The sequence below is a fragment of the Streptomyces sp. NPDC058464 genome, from assembly GCF_042721035.1.
GTDB lineage: Bacteria > Actinomycetota > Actinomycetes > Streptomycetales > Streptomycetaceae > Streptomyces.
The window spans coordinates 1-24,745 of record NZ_JBHXMA010000074.1; the positions used below are offsets into that span (position 1 = coordinate 1).

Sequence of the window (24,745 nt, forward strand, 5' to 3'; positions counted from 1 at the left end):
AGTCATGCCGGATCACGAGCGCCGAGCCTGGCAGCAACCCATCCCGGGCCGCAGAAGAACTCTCACAGTTATGTTTTCCGCGGTCCTGCAAGAGGGCCGCTGGCCTCCGGGCCCGGCATGGCTGTTCCCCCCTGTCGAACCGATGACCTGGGGGGTGGTGCCACCGGGCCCGAGAGGCGCCGTTGGAGACGCTGATAAGAGGTCCGACTACCGCCTGGCCCGGCGCAATGCCCGGCCGCTTGCGGGCGGCAGGTCTGCATAACGTGGATGCGCGCATACGACGCCAACGCCCTGGCCAGCACCGCACGAACCCCGTTCGGGAGGATGGGTTGGACGACATCGACGACGTGGGCGTCTTCCTCGGCCTGGACGTCGGCAAGAGCACCCATCACGGGCACGGGCTCACCCCGGCCGGCAAGAAGGTCTTCGACAAGCAACTGCCCAACAGCGAACCGAAACTGCGGGCCGTCTTCGACAAGCTGGCCGCAAAGTTCGGCACCGTGCTGGTGATCGTGGACCAGCCCGCCTCCATCGGGGCCCTGCCCCTGACAGTCGCCCGGGACGCGGACTGCAAGGTCGCCTACCTGCCCGGCCTGTCGATGCGGCGGATCGCCGACCTGTATCCGGGCGAGGCGAAGACCGACTGGGAGCATCATCGTGGTCGCGGTGTTCTCCGGCGGGTCGGACCCAAAGACAGATCGGCCTCGTGCCTTGTTAGCGACGCGTCGGCCAGCCGAAGAACACCGCTTCGCGGTGCCGGTTGGGTGCGCTGTGGCCTCATAGGGGCATGAGACATCCCATCGCAGTCTTGCCCGCGCGACTCCGGCGGGCACCGCCCTCCTGACGGCGTGGCGGAAGGAACGACGGTGGGCAAGGCCGAGATGGCAGGGACGGACGAGGTCCTGGTCACGGTGGGCATCGACACGCACGTGGACGTGCATGTCGCTGTCGCACTGGACCAGTTCGGCCGCAAGCTGGACGCACTCAGTATCACCACCACAGGGCACGGGCACCGCCGTCTCCTGGAGTGGGTACGAGCGCTGGGTACTCCTCACCGGTTCGGGGTGGAGGGCACAGGTGCCTATGGCGCCGGATTGACCCGTTACCTGCGTCGGCAGGGCATGGACGTGGTGGAGGTCATCCGCCCCTCCCGTCAGACCCGGCGCCGGGCCGGCGGCAAGAACGACGCCATCGACGCAGAGGCCGCCGCCCGCGCGGTCCAGGCCGGAACCGTCATGGGCCAGGCGAAGTCCCAAGACGGCCCGGTGGAGATGATCCGCACCCTGCGGCTGGCACGCCGATCGGCGATGAAGGCCCGCACACAGGCCGCCAATCAGCTCCACGCCGTCGTGGTCACCGCCCCGCAGGAACTGCGCGACCGCCTGCGCAAGCTCCCTCTGGCAGACCTGGTGGCCACAGCGGCCAGGTTCCGGCCCGGCTGCGTCAGCTCTCTCGAGGCCGCTGCCAGACTCGCACTGAAGTGCCTGGCAGTCCGCTACCAGCAACTTGCCCAGGAGATCCGCTCGTTGGACCTGCAGATCGATCGGCTTGCCCACCAGGCCGCACCGGAACTGATGCAGATCAAGGGCGTCGGAGTCGACACCGCCGCGGCCCTCCTGGTGGCTGCTGGTGACAACCCCCAGCGCCTCCGGTCGGAAGCGTCCTTCGCTCACATGTGCGGCGTCGCCCCGATACCCGCCAGCTCCGGGAAGACCAACCGCAACCGCCTCAACCGAGGGGGCAACCGGGAAGCAAACCGGGCCCTCTACATGCTCGCTATCAATCGCCTCAGCTACGACCCCCGCGCTCGGGCTTACGCCGCCCGCCGCACCGCCCAAGGCAAGACCAGATCCGAGATCGTCCGCTGCCTGAAACGCTACCTCGCACGCGAGGTCTTCAAGGCCCTGATCAGCGCAAACAGCGAAGTCCCCGCACCACGGCCACCCACGCCCGCCACTGCGACCGCCTGACATAACTGCGTGATCGACTTGACCCATAGGAGCGTCGCCAAGGACGCCGCGGTGATCGCGGACGCAGCCCGGACCATGCCGCACACCCTGCGCTCGCTCCAGCTGACCGACGAGATCACCGCCGAGCTGACCGTGCTGGTGGGCTTCGACCAGGACCTGGCAGCCGAGGCGACCCGCACCTCCAACCGGATACGCGGCCTGCTCACCCAGTTCCACCCCAGCCTGGAACGTGTCCTCGGCCCTCGCCTGGACCACCCCGCGGTGACCTGGCTGCTGGAACGCTACGGATCTCCGGCCGCCCTGCGGAAAGCCGGACGCCGCAAGCTGGTTGAGGTGATCCGGCCCAGGGCCCCGCGCATGGCTGCCCGGCTGATCGACGACGTCTTCGACGCGCTCGACGAGCAGACCGTCGTGGTCCCGGGAACCGGCACCCTCGACGTCGTGATCCCGTCCCTGGCCCGTTCACTCGCGGCGGTCCACGAGCAGCGACGAGCTCTGGAAGCGCAGATCGGGCAGTTGCTGGAGGCTCACCCTCTTTCCGCGGTCCTGACCTCGATTCCGGGGGTCGCGGTCAGGACCGCCGCCACCTTGCTGGTCACCGTCGGCGACGGCACCAGCTTCCCCACCGCCGCCCACCTGGCCTCCTACGCCGGGCTCGCCCCGACCACCAAGTCGTCGGGGACCTCGATCCACGGCGAACACGCACCCCGGGGCGGCAACCGGCAGCTCAAACGCGCGATGTTCCTGTCCGCGTTCGCCGCCCTGCACGACCCCGCCTCCCGCACCTACTACGACAAATGCCGAGCCCGCGGAAAGACCCACACCCAGGCACTTCTCCGCCTGGCCCGCCAGCGGATCAACGTGCTGTTCGCGATGCTCCGCGACGGCACCTTCTACGAACCCAGAACCCCACGCCTCGCTTGACCAAAGACATAGAGGCACCCCCCGCTGTCAGAGCGCAGAGACCTCGCCCGGCCTGACGCCAGGCGAGGTCTCTGCGCGCACCTGCCCGTACGTAGGGTCCACACAGCGGCAAGAACAACGAGGTGGTCGGGCATCCTGTGCAGACGGCGGCAGGTGCTTAGCGTTCTCGATGGCGCGCATGCTGGCCGACTAGGGAGGCACCTCACGGTCTACCGTTTGGCGCCCTTGGGCCACAGCACGGTCACCGGAACGCCGACCCGTTCCGCGTAGGACACAACGTCCGCTGTGCCACCGTACCCGCGTGCAGGCTGGCCGTCCCAGACTGCAGTCAGTTCGTCGGAGAGACCAACCAGGATCTCACTGCCCGCTTGATGGGCCTCGGAGGTCGATTCCCGCAGGCCAGTGCGATGAACGTCCGACGCGCTCTGAAGGAGCTTGTCGTAAAGAGGGTGATGCCAGTCCGGCAGACCTGCGCGATACTCCTCGGCCGGAATAACCACTTCAACCTTCCCGCCAGCTTCGAGAACGGCCTCGGCCCACCACGCGTCCGGGCCGTCTGCGATACAGGTGATCCCCACCAAGTCGCGGGAGTCGAAGGTCTTGACTCTCTCGGCCAACATCGCCCGGACTTGAGTTTCAATGTGTTCCGGAAGCCCCCTGTGCCCAGTGATGCCCACACGCATCTGCGTCCTTCCTTCTCACATATAGATGGCCTGTAGTTGGCTGTCGAACTGCCGCACCCTAGCGGGCGGGGCGGCAACGTTGTAAGACCGTCGGAACGCTCGGGCTCGCTCCACGATCTTGCCTGATTGCAACCGAACGCCCTCGGTAAGTGCGCGGGATGCAAGGTCGAATGCCTTGTCCAGCTCGTTGGTGGCCAGGTACCCCAAGGCTACGTCGAGTGTGAGGAGAGCACGCTGCTTGTCGTGGGCGCTACTGAGTGCTGTCTCAACGTTCTGTTCCGAAAGGCGAGTGTGCAAGGGCTGGCCGAGTCTGGCAGTGCACGTCAAGTAGCAGGCGACGAGTTTCCGCTCGTCGAACGCGAAGATCCATGGCCAGGCGACGGGCTCCGCGTCCGGTATCTGTGCGGCGTGCTGCGCGCACGCCTTCAGCGCCTTCTCGCACGCTCGTCGGTCCTGACTGGCGGCGTGCGCCGTGGCTTCGATCGAGGCCAGCCAGGCGCCGGCGAGGGGCGGCACGTGGCTACCGAGATGGTGACGGGCCTGGTGAATGAGTCGGATCGCCGCATGCGGGTTACCGGTGTCGGCTTCGAATGAGGCCAGACTGCCGACCTGATATGCGAGGAGTAACGGATCGTGCGACGACTGGGCGGCCTTTACCGCCGAACCGTACCAACCACGAGCCGAACCGTGGTTGCCCATGTCCCAGGCGAGCCACGCGGCGAATGATGCCGCTTCGGAGGCGACCGGCGCCAGGCGCGTGCGGTAGGTATCGTCGGGGGCATTTCTGATGACTGTGCGGATGAGCTCCAAGTGCCCTTGGCTGACCTTGGAGAGGTCGCGGGATGCTGTCGAGGCGTCAAGGCGACGGTAGGAGGCAGTGACCACACGCAGGGAGGCGGCTTGCGAGTTCTCACTCTCTGGAGATGAGACAGGGGCTGTAGCTGGACTGTATGCCAGTGGCAGCACTGCTGCTCCGGCCGCCAACCCCATGAATTCGCGACGTTCCACGGAGGGTGTTCCGTTCGAAGGCTGGTTGGCGAGGCCAACCAGCTCGAACGGGAGCCCCAGTTCTGTGGCGGCGGTCGCCAGGATCGTCATGTTGTAGTCGCCGGTACCGCGGTTCTCCAGCCGGGAGATAGCTGCCTGGGAGACGCCGCAGTCCTTTGCGAGTTGAGTCTGTGACACACCGGTCACTTTCCTAGCGCGGTAGACCACCTGTCCGAAGTCCCCGGCGCGGGCCGCGTCTTTGATGTCTCCGTACGCAGCCCAGTCGATGTCCTGTGTCCCCACGGTAGGCAGGATCCCACGTCCAGTCATCTCTTGTTATACGCACAGCGAATATTCGTATGCGCTCCGCGAATGGCGTGTAGAGGCGACCAGGCCGGAGGCGGTTTCCTGTGACGGCGCTCACTTCTATGCCTCCGTTCCGTTACCCGTCCCGGAGAACCTCCATGACCTCATCGAGTACCGCGTCGCGCGACTTCGTGGAGATCGACGACCTCCTGGCAGCAGACGAAAAGGTTCTGCGGTTCCGGTGGGAAGGCTCGATGACCGCAGAGTTGTCAATCGGCCCCAACACAAGGCTTCGAGTCCGCCCACGCCTCACGGCCGCCCGCTGGTCGGGCAACATTGACGCTGCAAGTCGGGTTGCCGCCATGCTCACGGACAACGCTGTCCGGCACGGCAGACCGTTCACGCCAGGCAGGCACATCCGGCTGCGGCTGATGTGCGTTGCAGCGACGGACGAGCTGATCATCGAGGTCGACGACGCCGAGCCCGCCTTCCCCAGGTTCGAAGAACTTGCCGTTGACCCAACCGCCGGCACGATGCCCACCAGTTTGTGGTGGCTTCACCGCAATCACGGCTCTCTCGCCTGGCAGATCAAGCGCGACTTCGACGACACGCCGCTGGGAAAGACCGTGCAGGTAGTGCTTCCCCAGCGCTGGGCTCAGCCTCAATCCCCCTTACATCCCTCCCAATCCCAAGGCCACCCCCATGCCTGATTCCTTAGCGACTGGTGCCGTGTTCACACACTTCAACGCTCACGGCGCCCCCGATGACACGCGTCTGATCGTCAGCCCGATCGGTGCGGATGCTGACCTTCGTCACGCCTTGCAGGACCTGCAACTGGGGCGGTACCACGCCGCCCGGGACCTCCTCAGAATGACGGGCCACAACTGGAGGCTGAGGACGAGCCGCAGCCAGTTGTTGGCGGCCGGCGCCAGCGAGCCGGGTGTCTTCAAGCTGTGGCGGGACGAGGAGCCGACCAACCCGGACGCGGCCATGATGTGGGCGCGGGTGCTCACCCGGGCCGCGCTCGACGCATACCGCCGGGGCAAGAGCGCAGACGTGATGGGGCGCGCGACTCAGTTGGCCGCGCACGCGTGCCAGAGAGCTAGTGAGCTGCTGCCGGCGTGTCCGGTGCCGTGGGTCGACAAGCTCCAGCTCGCGCAACTTCCCATCCCGTCCCACCTCCTCGATCCGGATGCCCGGACCCGCCCGAAGCCGTGGGACGCACTGCCCCCGGCGGCTGGCGGCCTTGATCACGGGATGTATCACCGCGGTCCCTGGCCCCTGCTGATCGAGGCCAATCGCCGCCATCCGGGCAACCGCGAGGGCTACCACCGTATGCGCCAGTACTTCCAGACCGTCTGCGGCTCTGGGGCCGCAATGGACTTCTCCTGCTGGATGGTGCTGTCGGAGCCGCCGAGCCCGGAGCTGTGGATGCTTCCCGTGTACGCCCTCGTGGATAAGTTCCGCGTCGAGCACGGGGAGGACGGCGCGGCGGGCAGGGACAGCTTCTGGCAGACCGCGAACGCCGGAGGCCACGCGGTCAGGGCCTACGACGGGTGGTTCGCCGCGATCCCGCCCGACGAGTACCCGTGGGTGTCGATGTCGGACCTCAGCCACCTCGCCCACGCCTTGGTCGCGTACGGCGCAACCGAAATGGCCGCCGAGGTACTGCGGGCCATGGGCCCCTACGTCACTGCCCAGCCCTGGATGGACGTCAACACGGTCCAGGGCCGCTACACGAACTGGCAGGACTGGTTCCTGACCGCCCGCGCGTCCACCCTGCGCCGCTGGTCTTCCACCTGAGCAGTCTCATAAGCCACCCACCTTGGCGTTCAACGCCTCCAGTCTGTCCCGTCCCCCTTCCCTGATTCGAAAGTGGATCTCTGGTGTCTCACAGAAGCAGCAGACCGACCTCCGACGACGCCTTCCTGGCCGAACTCGGGATTCAGCCCGAGCTGTCCCGCCGCACAAGCCCGTTCCAGAACTTCGCGATCAGCTTCTCGGTGATCTGCATCCTCGCCGGCGGCATGAGCCTGTTCGGGCTCGGCATGGGCACGGGCGGGCCCGTGGTCATGCTCGGGACCTGGGTCGCCGTCGGCTTCTTCACCCTCCTCGTCGGGATGTGCCTGGCCGACGTGGTCTCCGCCTACCCGACCAGCGGCGGGCCGTACTTCATGGCCAGCAAGCTCGGCGGTGCCCGCTGGGGCTGGGTGACCGGCTGTCTCAACCTCCTGGGCCTGCTCGGAGCCATCGCCGGAATCGACTACGGCGCGGCGACCTTCATCGGCGCCTTCCTCCAGATGAAGTGGAACATCGCTCCCACCACCGGCATCACCATGCTGATCTTCGCGGTCATCCTGCTCGTGCATGGGCTGCTGAACTCCGCCGGTGTCCGCGTGCTCAACGTGCTGAACTCGATATCGGTGTGGTGGCAGCTCGGCGGCGTCGCCGCCATCGTCGGCGCGCTCATGCTCGCCCCGGCCCAGCACCGTTCTCCGTCCTTCCTGCTCACCTTCCACAACGAGACCGGCTTCACCAGCCCGGCCTACGTGGTGCTGATCGGCTCCCTCGTGGCCGGCTACACGTTCTGCGGATACGACGCCTCCGCCCACATCGCCGAGGAGACCACCAACGCCCAGGTCTCCGCGCCCCGCGGCATCGTCCGCTCCATCGGGGTGTCCTGGGTGGCCGGGTTCATCCTCCTCGCCGGCATGCTGCTCGCCGTCCAGGACTACGAGGGCACGCTGAACACCCAGACCGGGGCCGCTCCCGCGCAGATCTTCCTCGATGTCCTCGGCCGGACGGGTGCCGAGATTCTGCTGGTGGTCGTGATCATCGCGATGCTGCTGTGCGGCAACGCCGAGGTCGGGGCGTCGGCGCGCATGGTCTACGCGTTCTCGCGGAGCCGGGCCCTGCCGGGGTGGCAGAGCTGGCGGCGGGTCAACGAGCGGACGAATACGCCGGTGCGCGCCGTGTGGTTCTCGGTGATCGTGCCGTTCGTCCTCGCCCTGCCCGCCCTGTGGTCGGTCGCCGCCTACGGGGCCATCACCGCGATCAACGCCGTCGGGATGATCCCCGCCTACGGCATCCCCGTCTACCTCGCCCTGCGCAAGGGCACCGCCTACCAGCCGGGGACGTGGACCCTCGGCGCCTGGCGCAAGCCGATCTCGGTCATCGCCTGCGTCTACGTCGCGGTCATCACCACGGTGTTCTGCCTGCCCATCACCGCCGACTCCTTCAACTACGCCGGCGTCACCCTCGCGATCGCGCTCCTGTTCGCCTGGGTCACCTGGCTGACCCGGGGCAAGAGGGCCTACCAGCTCACCACCGACCGCAGCGCCCAGCCCAGCGAAGCCCTGCTGAACACGAAAGCCTCTGACCTGTGATGACCACTGACTCCACTCCCGCTAGCGCCGCGGACGAGCTTCTCGGCCACATCTCTCTCGATCAACTGCGCGCGGCCGTGCAATACGGCGACCTCCGTACCGTGCTGCTGGTCGTCCCGGACATGCTCGGCCGCCTCAAGGGCAAACGAGCTGCTGGCCTCGCGCTCTTCGAGCGGCTCGACGAGGGGAACGGCAAGCAGGTGGCAGAGGCCTGCTCGTACGTCCTGGCCACCAACGCGGGCATGGAGCCGCTGGACGGATTCGGCCTGACCTGCTGGGACGACGGATTCCACGACATGGTCATCAACGCCGACTGGGACACCCTACGGGTGCTGCCCTACATGCCGGGCACGGCCCTGGTCCACTGCGACGCCGTGGACTACGACGGAGCGCCCATCGAGGTCGCGTCCCGCCAGATGCTGCGCCGGCAAGTAGAGCGCCTGGACGATCTCGGCTACGAGGCCAAGGTCGGGTGGGAGAGCGAGTTCGTGCTCTACAGCGGCGACCGGCCGGTCGTGGGCCGCAACATCGACTACGACCTCGACCACCAGCCCCGCTTGAGCGACTTCCTCGGCCACCTGGAGGATGCCCTGCCGGAGGCCGGAGTACCGATCGAGGCCTTCAAGACCGAGGGCGCGCCGGGGCAGGTTGAGGCCACCTTCCCCAAGTGCGACGTGATGACGGCCTGCGACCGCTACACGGTCTACAAGCACATCGTGAAGCACATGGCGCGACGCCACGGTCTGACCGCCACGTTCATGGCTGCACCCGCCACCGGCCTCACCAGCGGTCTGCACCTCAACCTCTCCCTCTGGCAGGGGAAACAGCCGGCGTTCGCCCTGCCTTCTCCCCGCGCCCTGCCCACCGAGATCATGGGGCACAGCATCGCCGGGCTCATCACCGCCGTGCCGCACCTGATGCCGCTGTTCGCGGGCAACACGAACGACTACAAGCGGTACGCGATACCGCGCAACTTCACCCCTCAGTTCATGGACTGGGGCCCGGACAACCGGGGATGCGCGATACGCGTCGCCGGGCACGGGGCCAGCAGCCGTCTGGAGATCAGGCTCGCCGGCGCAGGCGCCAACCCGTACCTCGTGGCCACCGCCTCGCTCGCCGCCATCGCGCAGGGCCTGGCCGAGAAGCTGAGCCCGCCGCCCCCGTGCCTCGGCGATGCCTACGCCTCCGAGTCGTTCGTTCCGCTGGCCGGCGATCTCCCCGAGGCGCTGAAGGCCTTCCGGTACGGCAACGTGGCACGCGACCTGCTGAGCACGCCGGTCGTCACCCACTACGGGCGGGCAGCCCAGGTTGAGATCGACGAACAGCGCCGCGAAGTCACCGACGTCGAACGCAGCCGCTTCACCCTGGCCTAGCCACCGCCCATGGCCACCGTGCGCGGCAGACACCCGCCGCCGCGCACGATCCCCCCGGAGAAAGGCGGCCCAACCGATACGGCCCGCGACAAAGACGAGGAGCAGCATGACCCCGAAGGCCACACCAAGTCGGGTGCCCTTCATCATCCAGCGCCGCGGCGAGGAAGCCGCCCCAGCCAACTTGTTCATGACCGGCGCGCCCGGCCACCACAGGCTGCACTACCGCGATGAGGACCCCCGCGACCGTGACCTGCACGGCGTGCTGTGGGCTCGCTGTTCCTTCAACCCCGTGGACAGCCGCAAGCAGCCCACCGGCCCGCCCGAATGGAAGATGATGCACCCGTTCCGGCAGCGGATCACCATGGGGGCCCTGCACTGCCAGGACTGCGCTGCCCCCGCGCGGACTCCGCTCGGGTACGTGTTCCTGGCCGGGCCGGACTTCACCGTCCCCGATCAGGGGCCGTTGCTGACCAGCCAGCCGCCGGTCTGCGCCAAACACATCCGGTCCTCAGCTCTCCTGTGCCCGCACCTGAACGGGAACCCGAGGGTTTTCATCGCCCGCAGCGCGCCCCTGTACGGCGTGGTCGGCACCCTCTACGGCTACCGCGAAGACGGCATCGAGGTCGTCGCGGAGCCCGATGCCCCGCTGCCGTACGGGCACCCGAACCTGCGTACCTTCCTCGCCTCGCAGCTCGTACGCCGACTGTCGTCGTACGAGATCACCACCGTCGACCGTCTGATGGCCGACCTCGCCGAGGCTGCCTAGCCCTCGTCCGGCGGCCGCAGTCCCGTGCCGGCCGCCGGACGAGACCAGCCCTCGGCGCGGGGATCGAGACCTCCGTTCCCCCACGGCGATCTTGCTCACCCCGCGCCGGGGTCCCGGCCCCACGAGCTCTTCCAGACGAAGGGAAGTCAACGTGCACCAGCTCGTTGCGGCACCGTTCGGAGAGCAACGCCTCATTCTCCGGCCCGGCAGTACCAAGGCGTTGCAACTCCCCCACGCCAGGTTCGAGGAGCTGCGCGCCCTGGTATCGGCCCCCAGCACCGTGCCCCAGTGGCTCATCGACCCCGTGCGCGCGCAATGGCGCGTTGACCTGGCCGGCCAAAGCGCCAGCGCGGCGATTCTCGTGCGCGATGCTGGGCCGTACGACTTCAGCCGCGCCACGTGGGAGATCAATCTCGGCTGTGACCTCGACTGCATCATGTGCTACCTCGGCGAGAAGCGGTTCGAGGGCTTGGACATGGACGGCAAGCGGAAACTGCTGGCTGTTCTGCGCGACGCCGGGGTGATCTGGCTCCAGATCACCGGCGGGGAACCGCTCATCGACCCGGACTTCCCCGAGTCGTACCGGCTCGCGCACGAGATGGGCATGATGCTGGAACTCCTGTCCAACGGATCCCGGCTGCGGAAGCCTCACATCCTCAACCTGCTGCGCACGTTCCCGCCGACCAAGCTGACGCTGAGCGTGTACGGCGCGACGGCCGGCACATACGACACGGTGACCCGCCGCCGCGGCGGATTCGCCCGCTTCGAGGAAGGCTTGCAGAAGGCCGTCGACGCCGGGCTGAACGTCGACCTGAGCTTGATCATTGTCCAGGACAACGTTCACGAGGCCGAAGCCATGCGAGGCTGGGCCAGGCAGCTCGGTGTGCCGTACCGCGAGTACGCGAACATCTCGCCGACGATCCACGGCACCGCAGAACCGCTGCCCTCGCAATCGCCCCAGTACCTCACCAACCGGGCGCCGTTCACCGGATGCCCCGCCGGCGTGACGTTCTTCCACGCCGACCCGTTCGGACGGGCCTCGATCTGCAAGGTCGGCCGCGAACCGAACATCGACCTGATCGCCGAAGGCGTGGAAGGTCTGACCCGACTCGGCGAGATCGCCGAGTCCCTCATGCTTCGCACCGGAGGATGCACCGGCTGCCGGCTCTCCGGCACCTGTCGGGTGTGCAGGCCGATGGCCAAGGTCTTCCAGGAGGCGAAGGCACCACTGGTCAACTACTGCCAACACGGAAAGAGGTAACCGGCATGACTGCTGTCATGGTCGAGCTCACGCGTAAGCCGCCGCCCGTCGTCCAGGATCCGGAGGACATCGTCCTGGTCACCGACGTCGACGAGCTGACCACGGGCACCGTCCCCGGCTGCGGAGACGACAACCCGTACAACTGAACCACCCTGCCGGGGCCGCCCACTGCCGCGCGGCCCCGGCGCCGTTCCCCCTTTGGAGGCTCCATGCCCACCCAGCGCCTGGCCGAGCTCCCGGACGCAGTGCTGCGCCTGATCGAGAAGGCCAGCGGCCCGGTTGCCGATGTCGGGACCGTGCACGCCGGCCGCAACAGCGCCATCGCTGCCCGCGTGCGAACAACCGAGCACAGGCTGTTCGTCAAAGGCCTGCCGCTCGATCATCCCTGGGTGTGGACCCAGCAACGCGAGGCAGACATCAGCCCGTTCGTGCAAGGCATCGCACCTGAGCTGCACTGGCACGTAGAAGCGAACGGGTGGAGCCTCCTCGGCTTCGACTACGTCGAGGGAGGACACGCCGACTTCACGCCCGGGTCACCGGACCTGCCCGCAGTCACGGAGACCATGACGCGGCTCGCCGCGATCCCGGCGCCGGACATCGAGCTGAAGACCATGCCGCACCGACTGAGGACGTACGTGGACGATCCCGCTGACCTGTCATGGTTCGCAGGGAACAGCCTGCTCCACACCGAGTGGAACCCCCACAACGTAATCATGACCGGCAGCAGTGCCCTACTCGTTGACTGGGGGTGGGCATCGCACGGCGCCGCCTGGATCGACCCGGCGCTATGGCTGCTGTGGCTCATCGCCCACGGCCACATCCCCAGCCAGGCCGAGAACGAGGCCGCCGCGCACCCCGCGTGGGATCTCGCTCCACCCGCCGGCCTCGACGCGCTCGCCCGCGTCCAGCGCCGACTCTGGGACTCCATCGCCGCCGAGAGCGAAGACGACTGGGCGAAGCCGATGCAGCGCGCGGCACGCGCCTGGGACGAACACCGGAACGCCCCTGCCTGACCCGTCACGCCCGCCCCAGAGACCCCCACCCCCGGCACGAGGCCCACCCCAATCGTCCCCCGCAGTGGAAACCCCTCGCCGCGCCGGACCACCAACTCCCCCTGCACTGCCCCCGGACCGGGCCATGCAGGGGGGACGCCCGGCCGCCAATCCCGGCAGCCAGGCAGGTAGCGCCACGCAATCCGAGAACCGGAGGGCACCATGGCAACACCGGCAACAGTAATCGTCCCGAAGGACCCCGAGCCGTACGAGGTCACCCGCAGCCCGCGGGACTACGTCGACCCACACCGCGGTTGGTCCGGTACTCGTAAACCGTGAGTTGTGGCATGCCGCGCTGCCGCAGCATGAATCATGCGCACCCGACTCTCGTACCGGCCTCAGGACGAGCACCTCGCCTCCTCCCTCTCAACCCTGCTCAGGCATATTGGGGCCAATGTCGTACGCGACACCGACACCCCCTGCTCCGATTCGTCCGATGACGACGCGATCGTCCTCCTCTGGTCCGCCGCCGCCAAGGCCGCATGGGGGGAGACCCAGGCGAATATCGGCCTGCCCAGCAGACTCACCGGCACCGCGACGAGCCGCCTCGTACTCGTGCGCCTCGACGACACACCGCTGCCCCCCTCCCTCAGCGGCGTGCGCCGCATACGCCTCGCGAACAGCAAGGAACCCATGGCAGAGGGGACGGCGGCCATGATCGTGCACATGGGCCCAGCGGCCGGTCCCGTACCGGCCGTTCGCGGCCACTACTCCGAACACACCATGGTCATCAGCGACTTCAGCCGCCTGGGTCTGTTCGCGTCCTGCCCGAGGTGCGGCGTGAGCAGTGAGCGGCTACGCCCGTACATCACCGTCGATCACCTCGAGGACCGCGCTCTGCGTCTGGTCATCTGTGGCGCGTGCGGCTGGCAGGATGCCTGCGACTTGTGACCACGCAAAACTGGGAAGACCTCTGGCAGGTCGGAAACAAGCCACACAGGGGCCCAACATGAACAGTCGAAACCGACGCCGCCGAAGAATCCGGAACCCGCACGAGGGAATACGCCCCCGCACAACCGGTGCACCGGCCAAAGCCCCGCGAGCCGAGAGGGTTCGAACGGGAACCCTGCGCTGGCGGACGTACGTCGGCCCCATGTACTCGGCGCCCAGCATCTCCGACGGAACCGTCTACGTGGCCGCCCGTGGCCTGTGGGCCCTCGACGCGGCCGACGGATCCGTCCGGTGGACCAACGCCGACGTCGGCCATGTCAGTTCTCCCACCGTCTCCGGTGACACCGTCTACATCGCGGACTACGGCAGGTTCTACGCTCTCAACGCCGCCGACGGCCGAGTCCGGTGGCACAGGCGGATCACCTGGGCCTCCCATACACCGCCCGCCGTGGCGGACGGGCTGGTCCACCACGTCGACGACAGCCGCTACCTCCGCACCTTCGACACGGTGACCGGGCGCCGCCGCTGGCGGGTCAGGTACCGGCGCAAAGACGCGAACCACTCGGCACCCGTGCTGGCCGACGGCACCCTGTACGCCGTCGACGACCGAGGAACGGTACGAGCCTTCGACCCGGCCACCGGCTCCGTCCGCTGGCAACAGTCCACTTCCGCCCGTTGGCCCACCACCCCTCTCGTCCAGGACGGCACCCTGTATCTGGGGGGAGGCGTGAGCAGCAACGTCTACGCACTGAACACTGCCAACGGCGAGCAGCGCTGGACGGCGTGGCCCCACCTCACCGTCAGCAGCTTCAGGAGCACACCCGCGATCCACGGCAACACCCTGTTCATCGTCGGCACTGACCACCATCTGTACGCCCTGAACGCCACCACCGGCCACACCAGATGGCGCGTCCTCACCGACGGCCCCATCCATTCCTCCCCCGTGGTGGCCGACGGCACGGTGTACTTCGGCAGCGAGGAGGGACACGTGTGGGCGGTCCGGGCGGACAACGGCCGAGTCCGGTGGAAGATGAAGACGGGCGGGCGGGTCGAGTCCCCGGTAGTGGCGGACGGTGTCGTCCACGTATGCAGCAGAGACGGCTACCTCTACGCGATAGAGGCAACCCCGACCCCGGAAAAACAGTGAGGCGAGGGCCACGCGCCCTCCGACACACACCAAGGTCGCGGCACTCCTCAACCTCCCTGTCGGCCACGTGAACCAGCTCGCCAAGGGAAAATGACCGGGCACCGCACCACCCTCACGGACCAGCCGGTGCCCCGCCTGCCGAGAGTTCCTGACAGGCGTCGACAGCGAGGGGGAGAGAGCTCAGGGCTCGCCGTTCGTGACGGTGCGGGCCAAGGTGATGGCCATGTCCTTGAGAGCGATCAGTCCCGCTCGGCTTCGCGGGATGCCGACTGGCTGCTCCTGCGGGAGCCTAGGCGGGTAATTCGCCTGGTCCCCGAGGTTACGCGGGGCTGGAGCAGCACCTCAGCGCGTGTAGGCAGCCTCCTGCTGCGGGCCCAACGCCCCGCATCGACGGCGGACCCCGGCCACCGCTTCCATGATGTAACCAGACGATCTCCGACTGACAGACCGTCAGCTCCCGGGCGCGGCGGCTTGCGGGCTCAGAGGTCCCGGCGCGAGGGCGTGCTGTCCTCTGTGCTGGCACCTCCCCACGACATCGACCGAGCGTGCCCCCACCCGCCACGCTCGACAAGTGGAACGCACGTCCGGCTGGTGGGGCTTCGATTCGTTCCGCTGTTTCCCGCTCCTCGCCTACAGCGGTGCTGCACTGGAAGGTTTGGTTTCCCACCGTGCTGTGGCCGCCGCAACCGCGAAGCCTGGCCCGAAGCCGAGCAGGATACCTCTGGCCCCGTCGGCGGGAGGATCGTCATGGGTGCGGGCCAGGACGGAAAGGACAGCGACGCCGCCGAGGTTCCCCTCCTCGCGCAGGCTCGCCCAGGCGTGGCGGGTCTTTTTGGCCTGGTCGTCGAGTCCGGGTTCCTGATCGATGCCCAGTCCCGCCTCGGCATCGAGGATGATGCGAGGGCCGCCAGGATGAAGCACCGTGAACTCGATGTCCCGTAGATCCTGCTGGGCGAGGAATCTGCGGAGTTCTGGCATCAAGTCGCTGCTGGCCGCCGTGGCGGACTTCTCGGAGTCGAAGTGGAGCCCGGTCTGGTCGAGCCGGCCGGCGAAGCGGTTGCGGCTGTCCGGGAGCAAATACTCCCAGGTGCTCTCCAGGCGCAGGCCGGGGCCGAGCGGAGTGTCGGTGACCAGGCAGGCGCTGGCGCCGTCCCCGAAAAGCGCCTTGTAGATCATGGACTCCTTGGTGGTGTCGTGGTGGCTGTAGACCGTGCTGAGCATCTCCCCGACGACAACGAGCACAGTGCTGCCGGGGTGTGCGGCGAGATGGTCCCTCGCTCGTACCAGGGCGTGGGCGCCGCCGGCGCAGCCCAGCGTGCTCATGGGTATGCGGCGGACGTCGGGCCGCAGGCCGAGCGCCTCGATGAGGTGGACGTCGAGGCCGGGAACCGTCCACGACGTGGTGTGGGAGGTGACGATGCAGTCGATGTCCCTGGGGGCCGTACCTGTCTCCTGCAGGGTCTGCCGCACGGCCCGGAGCGCGAGGACGGACGCCTCGGCGAAGGCGATCCGATTGCGCTCGCTGACCGCAACGCTGGAGGCGCTGGACTCGCACGGGTCACCGGGAGCTGGAGCAGTTCCGCTCGTTGTTCGGCGCCCATGCTCGACGGCCTGCGCTCCATCCGCCACCACCGCCTCATCGGCACGCTCGTCGCTGTGTGCGCCGTCTGTGAACTCGGCCTCACCGGCACCCTCAAGGCCGGAACGCCGACGAGGTCCTCTGAGAACTGTTCGTGCCTCGCACACACCTACGGCCGGCGGCTCCACATCCGTGTCCGCCCGTCCGGTAACACTGCTCTCACGCCTGCCTCGGGGCGAAGGATTGCTTCACACACACGGGAAACAGGGTGTCCCACCCGTACTATCGCTGCACCGGGGCGTCTTTCCCGGTTTGCCGCAGCCGCCCACCCAGGCCTCAGCCTGGCCATGAACCGAGGAGCGAAGGATGCCCGAAAGCACAACTCGCAGCACCGAGTTGACTTCGCAGTACATCAGCCAGGTGACAGGCGACCTCGACCGCAACGTCAAGGAACAGGAACGCGTCCAGGGTGAAATCGCAGCCCTGCAGGACCAGTTGACCGCTCTGCAGCAGGACCACACGGTGCTGGTCAACGTCCGCCACGCACTCGGCGTCCCGGCCTCTCCCCTTGAGCCGGCCGACGCCGAGGGCGCCGTGGTGCCCTCCCCCAGGAAGACGGCGGCGCGTGCGTCCACCGCCGGCCAGCAGACGAGGAAGGCCGCCGCTCGAGGCCCTCGGCGCAAGGAGACTCCCGCGAAGACGGCTCAGCTCACTCTCGTCGACCTCATTCACCAGCACGTGACCGAGCAGAAGGAACCCCGGTCCGCAGCGGAAATCGCCGAAGACCTCAGGCAGGCGCACGCCGAACGCGCCATCGACACCAAGGTCGTGCGGACCACGCTCGAAAACCTGGTGGCCAAGAGCCGCGTCCACAGGACCAAGCAGGGCCGCTCAGTGCTCTACACAGCCGCCGACACACAGGAGCAGACGGCAGTACCTCAGGACGAGGTCCAGTCCGAAACTTCCGTATGAGCCAAGGGCACACGCCTGGCCCGGCGCACGGCTGCCCTCGCCCTGCGCCCGGCCGCACCGCCTGACCGGGGATCCGGAACCCGGTCCACAGACGCCTCCACGGCCCGTGTCGGCCGGAAGGACGGAACAAGACTGCCGGGAAGCAACCACCTGGCGCTCCAGGACGGCCAGGACCAGGGCGGCACCGTGACACCAGGCCGACGCAGGCAGCACCGGTGGACCTGATCTGCGCGGGGGCGGCCAGGTACCGTGGCGAAGGCCTCCTGGCCTGAGAAGAGTTTTGTTCGAAGGGCGGGATCAGCGCCGCACCGTTCGAAGCAGCAACCAAGTACCAGCCGCCGGTCGCTTTGCTCGCCTCGCGTAGCGAAGCCGCCGGGCCAGGGCCCGCGGACGTCCGCGGGCCTGCCCCAGAAGGCGACGGTCTGAAGGGAAAATTCCCTGAACCTGCAACGATCACCGTGCCTGATATACATCGCGGAGGCTGAGTCGAGCAGGAGGAAGCGACGTGACCGCCTTTTCGTCCCGCGTGAAGCCCGATCCGGGCGAGGCGGAGCAGGAACTGCACCGGTGGCTTGAGCTGTACAGGCAGCTGCGGCTGGGAGATTCATCCTGGGCGCACCAGAGCTTTGCAGACCTGGTGGCTGCCTGCGGCTCCTTCCAGCGGCCCACTTCCTGGACATACGGCGGCATCCAGCAGCCGGGCGAGTGTTTCAAGACCGCGACCGCGTGGGCGGAGAACGCCGGATGGACGTACGTGGAAGGCTTCGCTCTCGTCCCGTCCGCCGCGCCGTTCACCTGCATCGAGCATGCGTGGTGTCTCACCGACGACGGCGTCGCCGACCCGTCCCTGCCCGACGGAACCGCCACCGGCTATGTCGGAATCCCTCTCACCCACACGTTCCGCCGCGAGCAGCAGGCCCTGCGAGGCACAGACGCCGTCTTCGTCTCAGACCCGAAGAATGTTCTGGCCGGCATCAACCAGGACCTACTGCGCTCAGGGCTTCCCCCACACGCACTCGCCAGCCATCTACCAGGCCAGGAGGTGAAGCCATGACACCACACGTCCTGACACCAGTCACCCGAACACCGCACAACCAGACCCTCATCACAGTGATCGCAGTCACGACCCAGGCCGAGCATAGAAGCGGGCACAGGCCTGCCGCCGCGGCCGCATGAAGGCGGGTCGCTGGCTGTTCCTCAAGGGGCATCCGCGCCGCCTCAAACAGGGTGATGGGAATTCTTGAAAACGGCTCTGCCCGCGATTCCGTGGACGATCTCGGTGCTGCGGTACGGCATGCTGCCGCCGAATCGGTCTCACCTCGCGACCGCGCCGGCCAAGTGGCATGTCATCTGCCCGGGTCGGACCGGTGACTCACCCGTAACGCTCTGCGGTGCAGGCGGTTTGATGCGTTACCTGCTGGAGCGGCAGCACGGGTTGGCGCCGATTACAGATGAGGCCGCTGCCTTCGGCAGGATGAGCGCCATGACCGAGATCCGTACTCCCCGCCTCCTCCTCCGTCGCTGGCATGACGACGACCTCGTACCTATGGCGGACATCAACGCGGACCCGCGGGTCATGCGCTGGATCGACGACGGCTCGGTGCGCGACCTGGACCACACGGCAGAAGCCATCGAGCAGTGGGAGGAGGAGTGGGACGAAGAAGGCTTTGGACTCTTTGCCGTCGAGCTGCTGGCTTCGGGTGAGCTCGCCGGCTTCACCGGTCTGTCCGTGCCCGAGTTCCTGCCGGAGGTACTGCCCGCAGTGGCGATCAGCTGGCGGCTCGGCTCACAGTTCTGGGGTCAGGGATACGCATCCGAAGCCGCCCATGCCACGCTGGAATTCGCGCTCCAGGACCGCGGCCTCAACCAAGTCATCAGCATCAACCGTGCGGGCGACGACGCCTCCGAGAACATCATCCGCAAGCTCGGCATGGTGCCGGAGCGAGAGACAGCGCACCCGGTGTACGGCTATCCACTGCGCGTTCACACCATCGATCTCACCGAATTCCAGGCGTGAACCGGCCGAGCCGTCGATCATCACAAGACAGCCGACCACCGCCCATACGTCCCCGATCGCATTGACTGCCACAGGGCGGACGCCCAGACAAGGGATGTTGCTTCAAGGCCGTTGACCTGTGCCTTCACGAAACTGCGGCCAGAGCCAAATTCAGAGAGCGCCATCAGGGGGAAAGCGGCGGGCCCGGACACCCTCACCATCGCACACCGTCCCCGCGTACCGCACGACGTCCGGCCGGCTGGGCTGTGGTGTCAGTGGAGGCCGAGCGCGGCGAGGGCACGGCTTGTTCTCCATAGCACTTCGTGGAGAACAAGCCGCTCAGCCTTGCGAGGGGCAAGTTTCCGTGACCATGGGCGGGCCCACCGCACCGGCCCGCCTGTAGATTCAGCGCCGGGTCTCCCACCAGATGATGATCAGGGTCACGGCACCACTGCCGAGCTTGTACGCGGCGCCTTTCAGGAACTCGCCGGAGACGTTCCGCCCCTGGCCTCTGATTACTTTCTGCAGGTGGTGGGTGATGGCAGAGCGTATCCTGCCCCATTGGGTCGGGTGCACAGGATGCTCCCTGGCGTTACTCTCGTCCATACGGAGTTCCTCTCGTTGAAGGCGTGCTGGAACACCACGCAGGGAGCCCTCCCAACTCAGAGGCCTAGGAAACCCGTTGGGGAACCAGGGCTCCTTCTGCGTGTATGAGCAGCCTACGATTTCGCGGGTTGGTGCCGCCGAAACCTGAGTCGCCAGTGCCTTGGCTGACACGCTCCAGGTGAGTGCTTTCCTTGCTCTCGTCGTGCTGTTGTTGGACCTCTTGTCGGAGCCTGGCGGCTCCTCAGCGGCGGGTGAAGTCGTGGAGGTGGTCGGCGAGGCGCTGGTCGGGGCGCCGGACGATGATGCACGAGTCGGCCTCGGTGGCGGCGAGCCGGTCGACCTCCATCTCGAGGCCCGCGGTGGGCGGGTTCGCATGGCTCAGCCCGGTCCTGCGGACGTACGTCGCGACGGCCTCCAGGAAGTACAGGAAGGTGGAGTCGGGGGCTTCGGGGTCGAGGACGTTGTCGGTGACCTGGTGGAGCCAGTGCCGTGCTTCGCGCATCTCGCTGAGGGCGAGGTGGTGCAGGTGCAGGCAGTAGGCGGCGGCGCGGTGGCCGGCGCCGGCGGCGAGCTGCCACCAGAACTGGGCGCTCTCCGGATGGCCGGTGAGGTGGAGCAGGCAGGCGAAGACGAGGGCGCCGTCGACGTCCAGGGAGCCGTCGTCCTGGAGGGCCTTGGGCTCCTGGGCGAGGCGGTCGACGTGGTCGGCGGCGTCGGGTTTGTTGAGGATCCAGCGGCACACCACGGACAGCCGCTGCCCGGCCTGAGCCGTGCGGGCCACGTCCGGGTCCGGTCCGGCCTTGGCGGCGGCCGCGTCGCGGGCGAGGCGGCGCAGGGCGGCGCCGACGTCGAATCCGTCGCGGGGGGTGGTGGGGATGCGCGCCTCTGCCAGGAGTTCGTCGATCGGGCTCACTGTCCCGCTCCCTTCCTGGGGGTCTTGGCCGGGGCGGGCAGGTCCAGCCGGACACGGAGGCGTTCCTTGCCCTTGCGGCCGTGGTAGTCGACGGTGCGGGTGTCCAGGCCCATGTAGCGGGCGATCCGCTTGGCGGGGTAGCCGAGCAGGTGGCGCAGCACGATGACGGTGAACTGGCGGGGCGGCAGTTCGAGGATCGCCTCGTACACGCCGTTCGCGCTGCCGCTGATCTCCAGCTCGTTGCGGACCGCCTCGAGGTTCTTCGCTATCGGGCCGTTGATGAGGAACGCCGGCGGGCGCCCGTCGGCCTCAAGGCGCCGGGTGACACCCCGGTGCAGGACGGCGAGGGTCTGCTGCTCGAGGTCGACCTGCTGCAGCAACTGGTCCCAGCTGCCCAGGATCTCCAGGAACACCAGGTGGACCACGTCCTCGGCCACCCGGCGGCTGCCGAGGTGGATCTCCGCGAAGTCGTGGAAGAACTCCTGGTGTCCGAGGTAGAAGCCCTCGAAGTCGAGCGGCAGATCGGGAGGGGCCTGGACGGGCTGGCCGTGGCCGCCGTCCTGGGGCGAGGCGTCAGTGCTGACGTCGCCGTTGCCCATGGATCCTCCAGGCGGTGCGAGCGGTCGGCCCTTACGTGACGGGGGCCGCCGCAGGTCGTGGCACAGGCCAACTCGCCTGCACGGGAGCCCAGTTGGCCTGGCCTCCTGAGCACCACCCTGTCGATTTTCGGGGCGCGAGACTCATCCGCACCTCAAGAATTATTACTCACAGATCACCTTCACGAACGGAACGTAAGTGCCTGCCGTGGACTCCTGTTCGGTACGTGCCTTCTGAGCTGGGTTGATGCGAGAACAGCCGATAGTTCTGCATGGAAGATTCTCGGAATAGGTGGCGTACATCACATCCATGTCCTGCCGAACGGGCGTCACACGACGCCGTCCCGTCGGCCGGTGACGATTCCGGGCACAACCGATCCCCGTCACCCGATCGAGGGGCGCACCCCGGAGAGGGCCCCGCCCACACCCAAGGGGAAGTCCGCCCGCCGTACGGTCCCGGATCCGCCATCACGCCGGCCGGTGATCGTACGGCCGAGGGCCGGCGATCTCCCGCTGCGGTTGCTGCGAGGGGCTCCACGAGTGACGCCTGCTCGCCGACGGTCCGGTGACCGGGCAACTGCGCCATGCCCCACCGGGCCGGTGCGTTGCTGCCCGGCCGGCATCGGCCGCTACCCGCGCGTGCTGCCTGCGGCGGTTCTGGTCCGTGCAGCACTGGCGCCCTGCCTGGCACGCCGGACCTATGCCGTCCGGGTGCTGCCCGGGTGGCTGCGCAGCGGCGAGATCTCCGAGCAGTGCGCCCGCCGCCGTATCCGCATCACCATCCACTCCGTGGAGCTGGAGATCTTCGCGCGCAACGCGGAGGTGCGCTCGACTCTGGCGATCGAGGCCGTCATGGCGGCCGACCCCGAGTTCACGGAGCGGGCACTTCGCGGGGGCGACTGGGACCCGACAAGGGGGCCTGCATCTTCACGTACTTCGTGGGCGCGTGCCTGTTCGCCTTCCGCGACGTCTTCAAGAAGTGGTCCCGCGACCGGCTGCGGCAAATCACCGTGCTGACGACGGAGCTGACCGCCCCGAGGACCCCGAGGACGGCCAGCTGTTCCTGTGGCACTCGTCATTCGGCGATCCGGCCCGCCGGAGCGCCGACCGGGACACCATTCGTCGAATCCTCGCCGAGGCGACGCTTCCTGGCCGACGCCCATCAGAGCGGCGTTCTGCGACAGGCAGGGGCGGTCTATCGGTTCCGTCATATCGACCTCCAGCATCACCTTGCTCAACGCTGATGCTCCCCTTGAAAACGGCGACAGCTTCTGAGCCATACCCGGAGCCCCAGGGGTCTCACCGATCCTACGAATGACCGGCCGAGACCCGCGCCTAAAATGTAGGACAGCTTCTCACCACCCACGGCCCCGGCTGGTCTCCCCCGTCCAGCCGGGGCCCATTCTCGCCCCATGCGTCAAGGAGACCGGTGGTGCCCACCCTGGTCGAACCGGAGCTCCGCCCGGCTGTGCGGACCGCTGTTGCCTCCGGCTCCCCGAAAGGGTCCGTAAGCAGCTGAAGCGCATATAGAGTCCCTCTCTGCACTTGTTCCACTTCAAAGGGGGGCCCTTTGCGCACTCGTCTTACCGTCTCAGCCGTGGCCTTTGCCGTCGCCGGTGTCTTCTTCAGCGCACCAGCCGCCTCCGCTGCAACACTGCCGTCGACCAACACCGCGCACCACTGCATCAGCCACACCACCGGAACGTGCGGCTGGACGCACCACCAAAAGCCCAAGGACAAGTACGAGACCGCCAAGTGCAAGGACGCCACACTGTCCTACTCGCGTCACTCGCAGGGCACCTGCTCCCACCACCACGGCGTCCACTACTGGTTCAAGTAGAACGCCACACGCAACAGGCCGCTGAACCGCTCCGGGAGCGGCGGAAGCTCGGGACTGCCCCGGAGCGGCGCGGTGTCACCCGCTTCGGGACCCCGTGTCCCCGAAGCGCTGCAGCGTCGCCAGCAGCGTCTGCACACGGTCGGCGGCCCGTCGTGCCCGGGCGTCCTGTTCTCTGGTCAGCTTGGAGGCCGCATTGGCCTGCAGCTGCTCTGCGTAGGCCTGCTGCTGTTCCGCGACGTATGCGGCCGCCACGTCCGCGATGCTGGTCTCGTCTGCGGTGAGATCGTGGCTCGCGGTCGCATTGACGCGCGCCAGGAGCCGACGGACCTGCAGGGCGTCGTGTGCGGCGAGTGCTTCTTTCAGTTGGGAGAACAGCTCGCGCCGCACCCGGATTTGGTCCTCTAACCAGGCCTCAGCCTCCGAGACGGTGGCCGCCAGCCGCGCCTTCGTCTCTTCACGCCGGTCAGATCCGCGATGTCACGGAGCAGCTGGCTCACGACGAAGGAGGACTCCACCTTGACGGCCTCGGTCAGCTTGCGCAGCAACACCCGTGCCCGCACATGAGCGGGTGGAACCTTCTTCGTCTTGCCCACGCCCCACTGGGTGACGGGCCGGGTGCTGCGGGACCGCACGATCTGCTGCACCGCCGGCGTCGACAGCCCCCGCTCCGTCATTTCGCAGTCGTCCAGCGCGAACCACTCGGTTTCCCGCGCGAACGCCTCGGTGCCGATACTCACGCGGCGGGCGGTGCCTTCGCTGTCGAGCCGGATGCGATGGACGTACCAGCGGTCGATCAGCGTGTCTCGGTCCACGGGCACCAACATCCCCGTCGTGGGCGAACACGGGACCGGCGTTGCCTGGCACCACCTCCATGACCTCCTTCCCGCCGCCGTCCAGGTCTTCGAGGCCGTGGCGCGTGCCACCGGCCGACTGAGCTGCCCCCAGGGCGGTGTGAGGGCCCGCAGCTGGAATGGCTGCGGGCCCTTGCCCCCCCGGCTCCGTCTCATTGAGCGGCGGTCGTATGCTGCGCCACGTCGAGGTAAGTACGGGACGCAAGTTGGTCAGTCGATCCGAACGGCCGTGCAATACTTCCAGGCCTTGTGCCACGTGTCGCCGTCCCAGTAGCCAGGGACCACATGCCATTTGGCGCACTTAGCGCTCGGGAAAACCAAGGTGTTCGCCGCGGCGGGGGCGGCTGCCGCGGCAGAACTCGCCGTGCTGATTGCCGTGCTGCCGCCTGCCAGCAGAAGGCCGGTCGCAAGGCAGGCGAAGGCGCGCTTGGTGTGATGTGCGGACATGACTGTGCTCCCCTCTTCCACGTCCTCGTGTCGTCTCAGGATGAGAAGGTTGGTCGCGACCCCACGCCGTTGCGCGCGATCGTCCAGCAGGGGCTGGATGGGCCGCTCGAATACGCCGCGGCGCTGTCCGTGTGAAGCGGTGGAAGCACGCCTCACGTAGTCGCCCCTGGCGGGAACACGTCTCGGGACGATTCCTGGA

Annotated in this window: 25 protein-coding genes and 2 pseudogenes; 17 read left to right on the forward strand and 10 right to left on the reverse strand. The window is 67.7% G+C overall.

Going from position 1 to position 24,745, the window contains the following annotated elements; all coding sequences use genetic code 11:
* Positions 1–329: 329 nt before the first annotated feature.
* The 3 genes and pseudogenes from ACFWPQ_RS49105 to ACFWPQ_RS49115 form a co-directional block, all read left to right on the forward strand.
* A pseudogene (locus ACFWPQ_RS49105) lies at positions 330–644 on the forward strand (IS110 family transposase); the annotation flags it as partial.
* A gap of 222 nt (positions 645–866) precedes the next feature.
* Positions 867–1,970 carry an IS110 family transposase gene (locus ACFWPQ_RS49110; protein ID WP_384050998.1) on the forward strand — a complete coding sequence of 368 codons (1,104 nt, stop codon included), beginning with the start codon at positions 867–869 and terminating at the stop codon, positions 1,968–1,970.
* Between the two features lie 36 nt (positions 1,971–2,006).
* A pseudogene (locus ACFWPQ_RS49115) lies at positions 2,007–2,894 on the forward strand (IS110 family transposase); the annotation flags it as partial.
* Between the two features lie 209 nt (positions 2,895–3,103).
* Here ACFWPQ_RS49115 and ACFWPQ_RS49120 read toward each other — a convergent pair.
* The gene (locus tag ACFWPQ_RS49120; protein ID WP_384051001.1) at positions 3,104–3,577 is read right to left on the reverse strand and encodes a hypothetical protein; all 474 of its coding nucleotides are present in this window, start codon (positions 3,575–3,577) and stop codon (positions 3,104–3,106) included.
* 15 nt (positions 3,578–3,592) lie between these two features.
* Positions 3,593–4,867: a helix-turn-helix domain-containing protein gene (locus ACFWPQ_RS49125; RefSeq protein ID WP_384051004.1), complete on the reverse strand. Its 1,275-nt coding sequence runs from the start codon at positions 4,865–4,867 to the stop codon at positions 3,593–3,595.
* Between the two features lie 161 nt (positions 4,868–5,028).
* On the opposite strand from ACFWPQ_RS49125, the gene ACFWPQ_RS49130 reads away from it, so the two are divergent.
* The 10 genes from ACFWPQ_RS49130 (at position 5,029) to ACFWPQ_RS49175 (ending at position 14,746) form a co-directional block, all read left to right on the forward strand.
* Positions 5,029–5,580: a hypothetical protein gene (locus tag ACFWPQ_RS49130; protein ID WP_384051007.1), complete on the forward strand. Its 552-nt coding sequence runs from the start codon at positions 5,029–5,031 to the stop codon at positions 5,578–5,580.
* Between the two features lie 19 nt (positions 5,581–5,599).
* Positions 5,600–6,673 (forward strand): hypothetical protein, encoded by a 1,074-nt coding sequence (locus ACFWPQ_RS49135; RefSeq protein ID WP_384051010.1) that lies wholly within the window; start codon positions 5,600–5,602, stop codon positions 6,671–6,673.
* 83 nt (positions 6,674–6,756) lie between these two features.
* Positions 6,757–8,256: an amino acid permease gene (locus ACFWPQ_RS49140; RefSeq protein ID WP_384051013.1), complete on the forward strand. Its 1,500-nt coding sequence runs from the start codon at positions 6,757–6,759 to the stop codon at positions 8,254–8,256.
* On the forward strand, positions 8,256–9,629 hold the full coding sequence (locus ACFWPQ_RS49145) for a glutamine synthetase family protein (protein ID WP_384051016.1): 1,374 nt from the start codon (positions 8,256–8,258) through the stop codon (positions 9,627–9,629). The genes ACFWPQ_RS49140 and ACFWPQ_RS49145 overlap by 1 nt, the downstream gene beginning before the upstream one ends.
* 106 nt (positions 9,630–9,735) lie before the next feature.
* Entirely contained in the window at positions 9,736–10,395 is a 660-nt protein-coding gene (locus tag ACFWPQ_RS49150; protein WP_384051019.1) for a hypothetical protein, read from the forward strand.
* A gap of 151 nt (positions 10,396–10,546) precedes the next feature.
* Positions 10,547–11,656, forward strand: coding sequence for a radical SAM protein (locus ACFWPQ_RS49155; RefSeq protein ID WP_384051022.1), 1,110 nt, complete (start codon positions 10,547–10,549; stop codon positions 11,654–11,656).
* A gap of 5 nt (positions 11,657–11,661) precedes the next feature.
* Positions 11,662–11,802 (forward strand): hypothetical protein, encoded by a 141-nt coding sequence (locus ACFWPQ_RS49160; RefSeq protein ID WP_384051025.1) that lies wholly within the window; start codon positions 11,662–11,664, stop codon positions 11,800–11,802.
* 63 nt (positions 11,803–11,865) lie between these two features.
* Positions 11,866–12,669, forward strand: a complete 804-nt coding sequence (locus ACFWPQ_RS49165) for an aminoglycoside phosphotransferase (RefSeq protein ID WP_384051027.1) — start codon at positions 11,866–11,868, stop codon at positions 12,667–12,669.
* 351 nt (positions 12,670–13,020) lie between these two features.
* Positions 13,021–13,599, forward strand: a complete 579-nt coding sequence (locus tag ACFWPQ_RS49170) for a hypothetical protein (RefSeq protein ID WP_384051030.1) — start codon at positions 13,021–13,023, stop codon at positions 13,597–13,599.
* 58 nt (positions 13,600–13,657) lie between these two features.
* On the forward strand, positions 13,658–14,746 hold the full coding sequence (locus ACFWPQ_RS49175; protein ID WP_384051033.1) for a PQQ-binding-like beta-propeller repeat protein: 1,089 nt from the start codon (positions 13,658–13,660) through the stop codon (positions 14,744–14,746).
* A gap of 630 nt (positions 14,747–15,376) precedes the next feature.
* Here the strand turns inward: ACFWPQ_RS49175 and ACFWPQ_RS49180 are convergent.
* A complete protein-coding gene (locus ACFWPQ_RS49180) occupies positions 15,377–16,375 on the reverse strand; it encodes a PhlD (RefSeq protein WP_384051036.1) in 999 nt (332 codons plus the stop codon).
* A gap of 316 nt (positions 16,376–16,691) precedes the next feature.
* Here ACFWPQ_RS49180 and ACFWPQ_RS49185 point away from each other — a divergent pair, with 316 nt between their 5' ends.
* The 3 genes from ACFWPQ_RS49185 to ACFWPQ_RS49195 all read left to right on the forward strand — a co-directional run bounded on the left by ACFWPQ_RS49185 (position 16,692) and on the right by ACFWPQ_RS49195 (position 19,314).
* Positions 16,692–17,297: a BlaI/MecI/CopY family transcriptional regulator gene (locus tag ACFWPQ_RS49185; protein ID WP_384051039.1), complete on the forward strand. Its 606-nt coding sequence runs from the start codon at positions 16,692–16,694 to the stop codon at positions 17,295–17,297.
* Between the two features lie 505 nt (positions 17,298–17,802).
* Positions 17,803–18,351, forward strand: coding sequence for a hypothetical protein (locus ACFWPQ_RS49190; protein ID WP_384051042.1), 549 nt, complete (start codon positions 17,803–17,805; stop codon positions 18,349–18,351).
* 429 nt (positions 18,352–18,780) lie between these two features.
* Positions 18,781–19,314, forward strand: coding sequence for a GNAT family N-acetyltransferase (locus ACFWPQ_RS49195; RefSeq protein ID WP_384051086.1), 534 nt, complete (start codon positions 18,781–18,783; stop codon positions 19,312–19,314).
* A 384-nt stretch (positions 19,315–19,698) separates the two neighbouring features.
* Here the strand turns inward: ACFWPQ_RS49195 and ACFWPQ_RS49200 are convergent, their stop codons facing one another.
* The 4 genes from ACFWPQ_RS49200 to ACFWPQ_RS49215 all read right to left on the reverse strand — a co-directional run bounded on the left by ACFWPQ_RS49200 (position 19,699) and on the right by ACFWPQ_RS49215 (position 22,262).
* Positions 19,699–19,899, reverse strand: a complete 201-nt coding sequence (locus tag ACFWPQ_RS49200) for a hypothetical protein (protein ID WP_384051045.1) — start codon at positions 19,897–19,899, stop codon at positions 19,699–19,701.
* Between the two features lie 241 nt (positions 19,900–20,140).
* The gene (locus ACFWPQ_RS49205; protein WP_384051048.1) at positions 20,141–20,812 is read right to left on the reverse strand and encodes a hypothetical protein; all 672 of its coding nucleotides are present in this window, start codon (positions 20,810–20,812) and stop codon (positions 20,141–20,143) included.
* Positions 20,809–21,411, reverse strand: coding sequence for a sigma-70 family RNA polymerase sigma factor (locus tag ACFWPQ_RS49210; protein ID WP_384051050.1), 603 nt, complete (start codon positions 21,409–21,411; stop codon positions 20,809–20,811). The genes ACFWPQ_RS49205 and ACFWPQ_RS49210 overlap by 4 nt, the downstream gene beginning before the upstream one ends.
* Positions 21,412–22,106: 695 nt before the next feature.
* Positions 22,107–22,262 (reverse strand): hypothetical protein, encoded by a 156-nt coding sequence (locus ACFWPQ_RS49215; RefSeq protein ID WP_384051053.1) that lies wholly within the window; start codon positions 22,260–22,262, stop codon positions 22,107–22,109.
* 743 nt (positions 22,263–23,005) lie between these two features.
* On the opposite strand from ACFWPQ_RS49215, the gene ACFWPQ_RS49220 reads away from it, so the two are divergent.
* A complete protein-coding gene (locus ACFWPQ_RS49220; protein WP_384051056.1) occupies positions 23,006–23,248 on the forward strand; it encodes a DUF3761 domain-containing protein in 243 nt (80 codons plus the stop codon).
* Positions 23,249–23,323: 75 nt separating this feature from the next.
* On the opposite strand, the gene ACFWPQ_RS49225 is transcribed toward ACFWPQ_RS49220, so the two are convergent.
* From ACFWPQ_RS49225 to ACFWPQ_RS49235, 3 genes are all read right to left on the reverse strand, one after another.
* Positions 23,324–23,635, reverse strand: a complete 312-nt coding sequence (locus ACFWPQ_RS49225) for a hypothetical protein (RefSeq protein ID WP_384051059.1) — start codon at positions 23,633–23,635, stop codon at positions 23,324–23,326.
* A 14-nt stretch (positions 23,636–23,649) separates the two neighbouring features.
* On the reverse strand, positions 23,650–24,060 hold the full coding sequence (locus ACFWPQ_RS49230; protein WP_384051062.1) for a hypothetical protein: 411 nt from the start codon (positions 24,058–24,060) through the stop codon (positions 23,650–23,652).
* A gap of 249 nt (positions 24,061–24,309) precedes the next feature.
* On the reverse strand, positions 24,310–24,546 hold the full coding sequence (locus ACFWPQ_RS49235) for a hypothetical protein (protein ID WP_384051065.1): 237 nt from the start codon (positions 24,544–24,546) through the stop codon (positions 24,310–24,312).
* Positions 24,547–24,745: the final 199 nt, after the last annotated feature.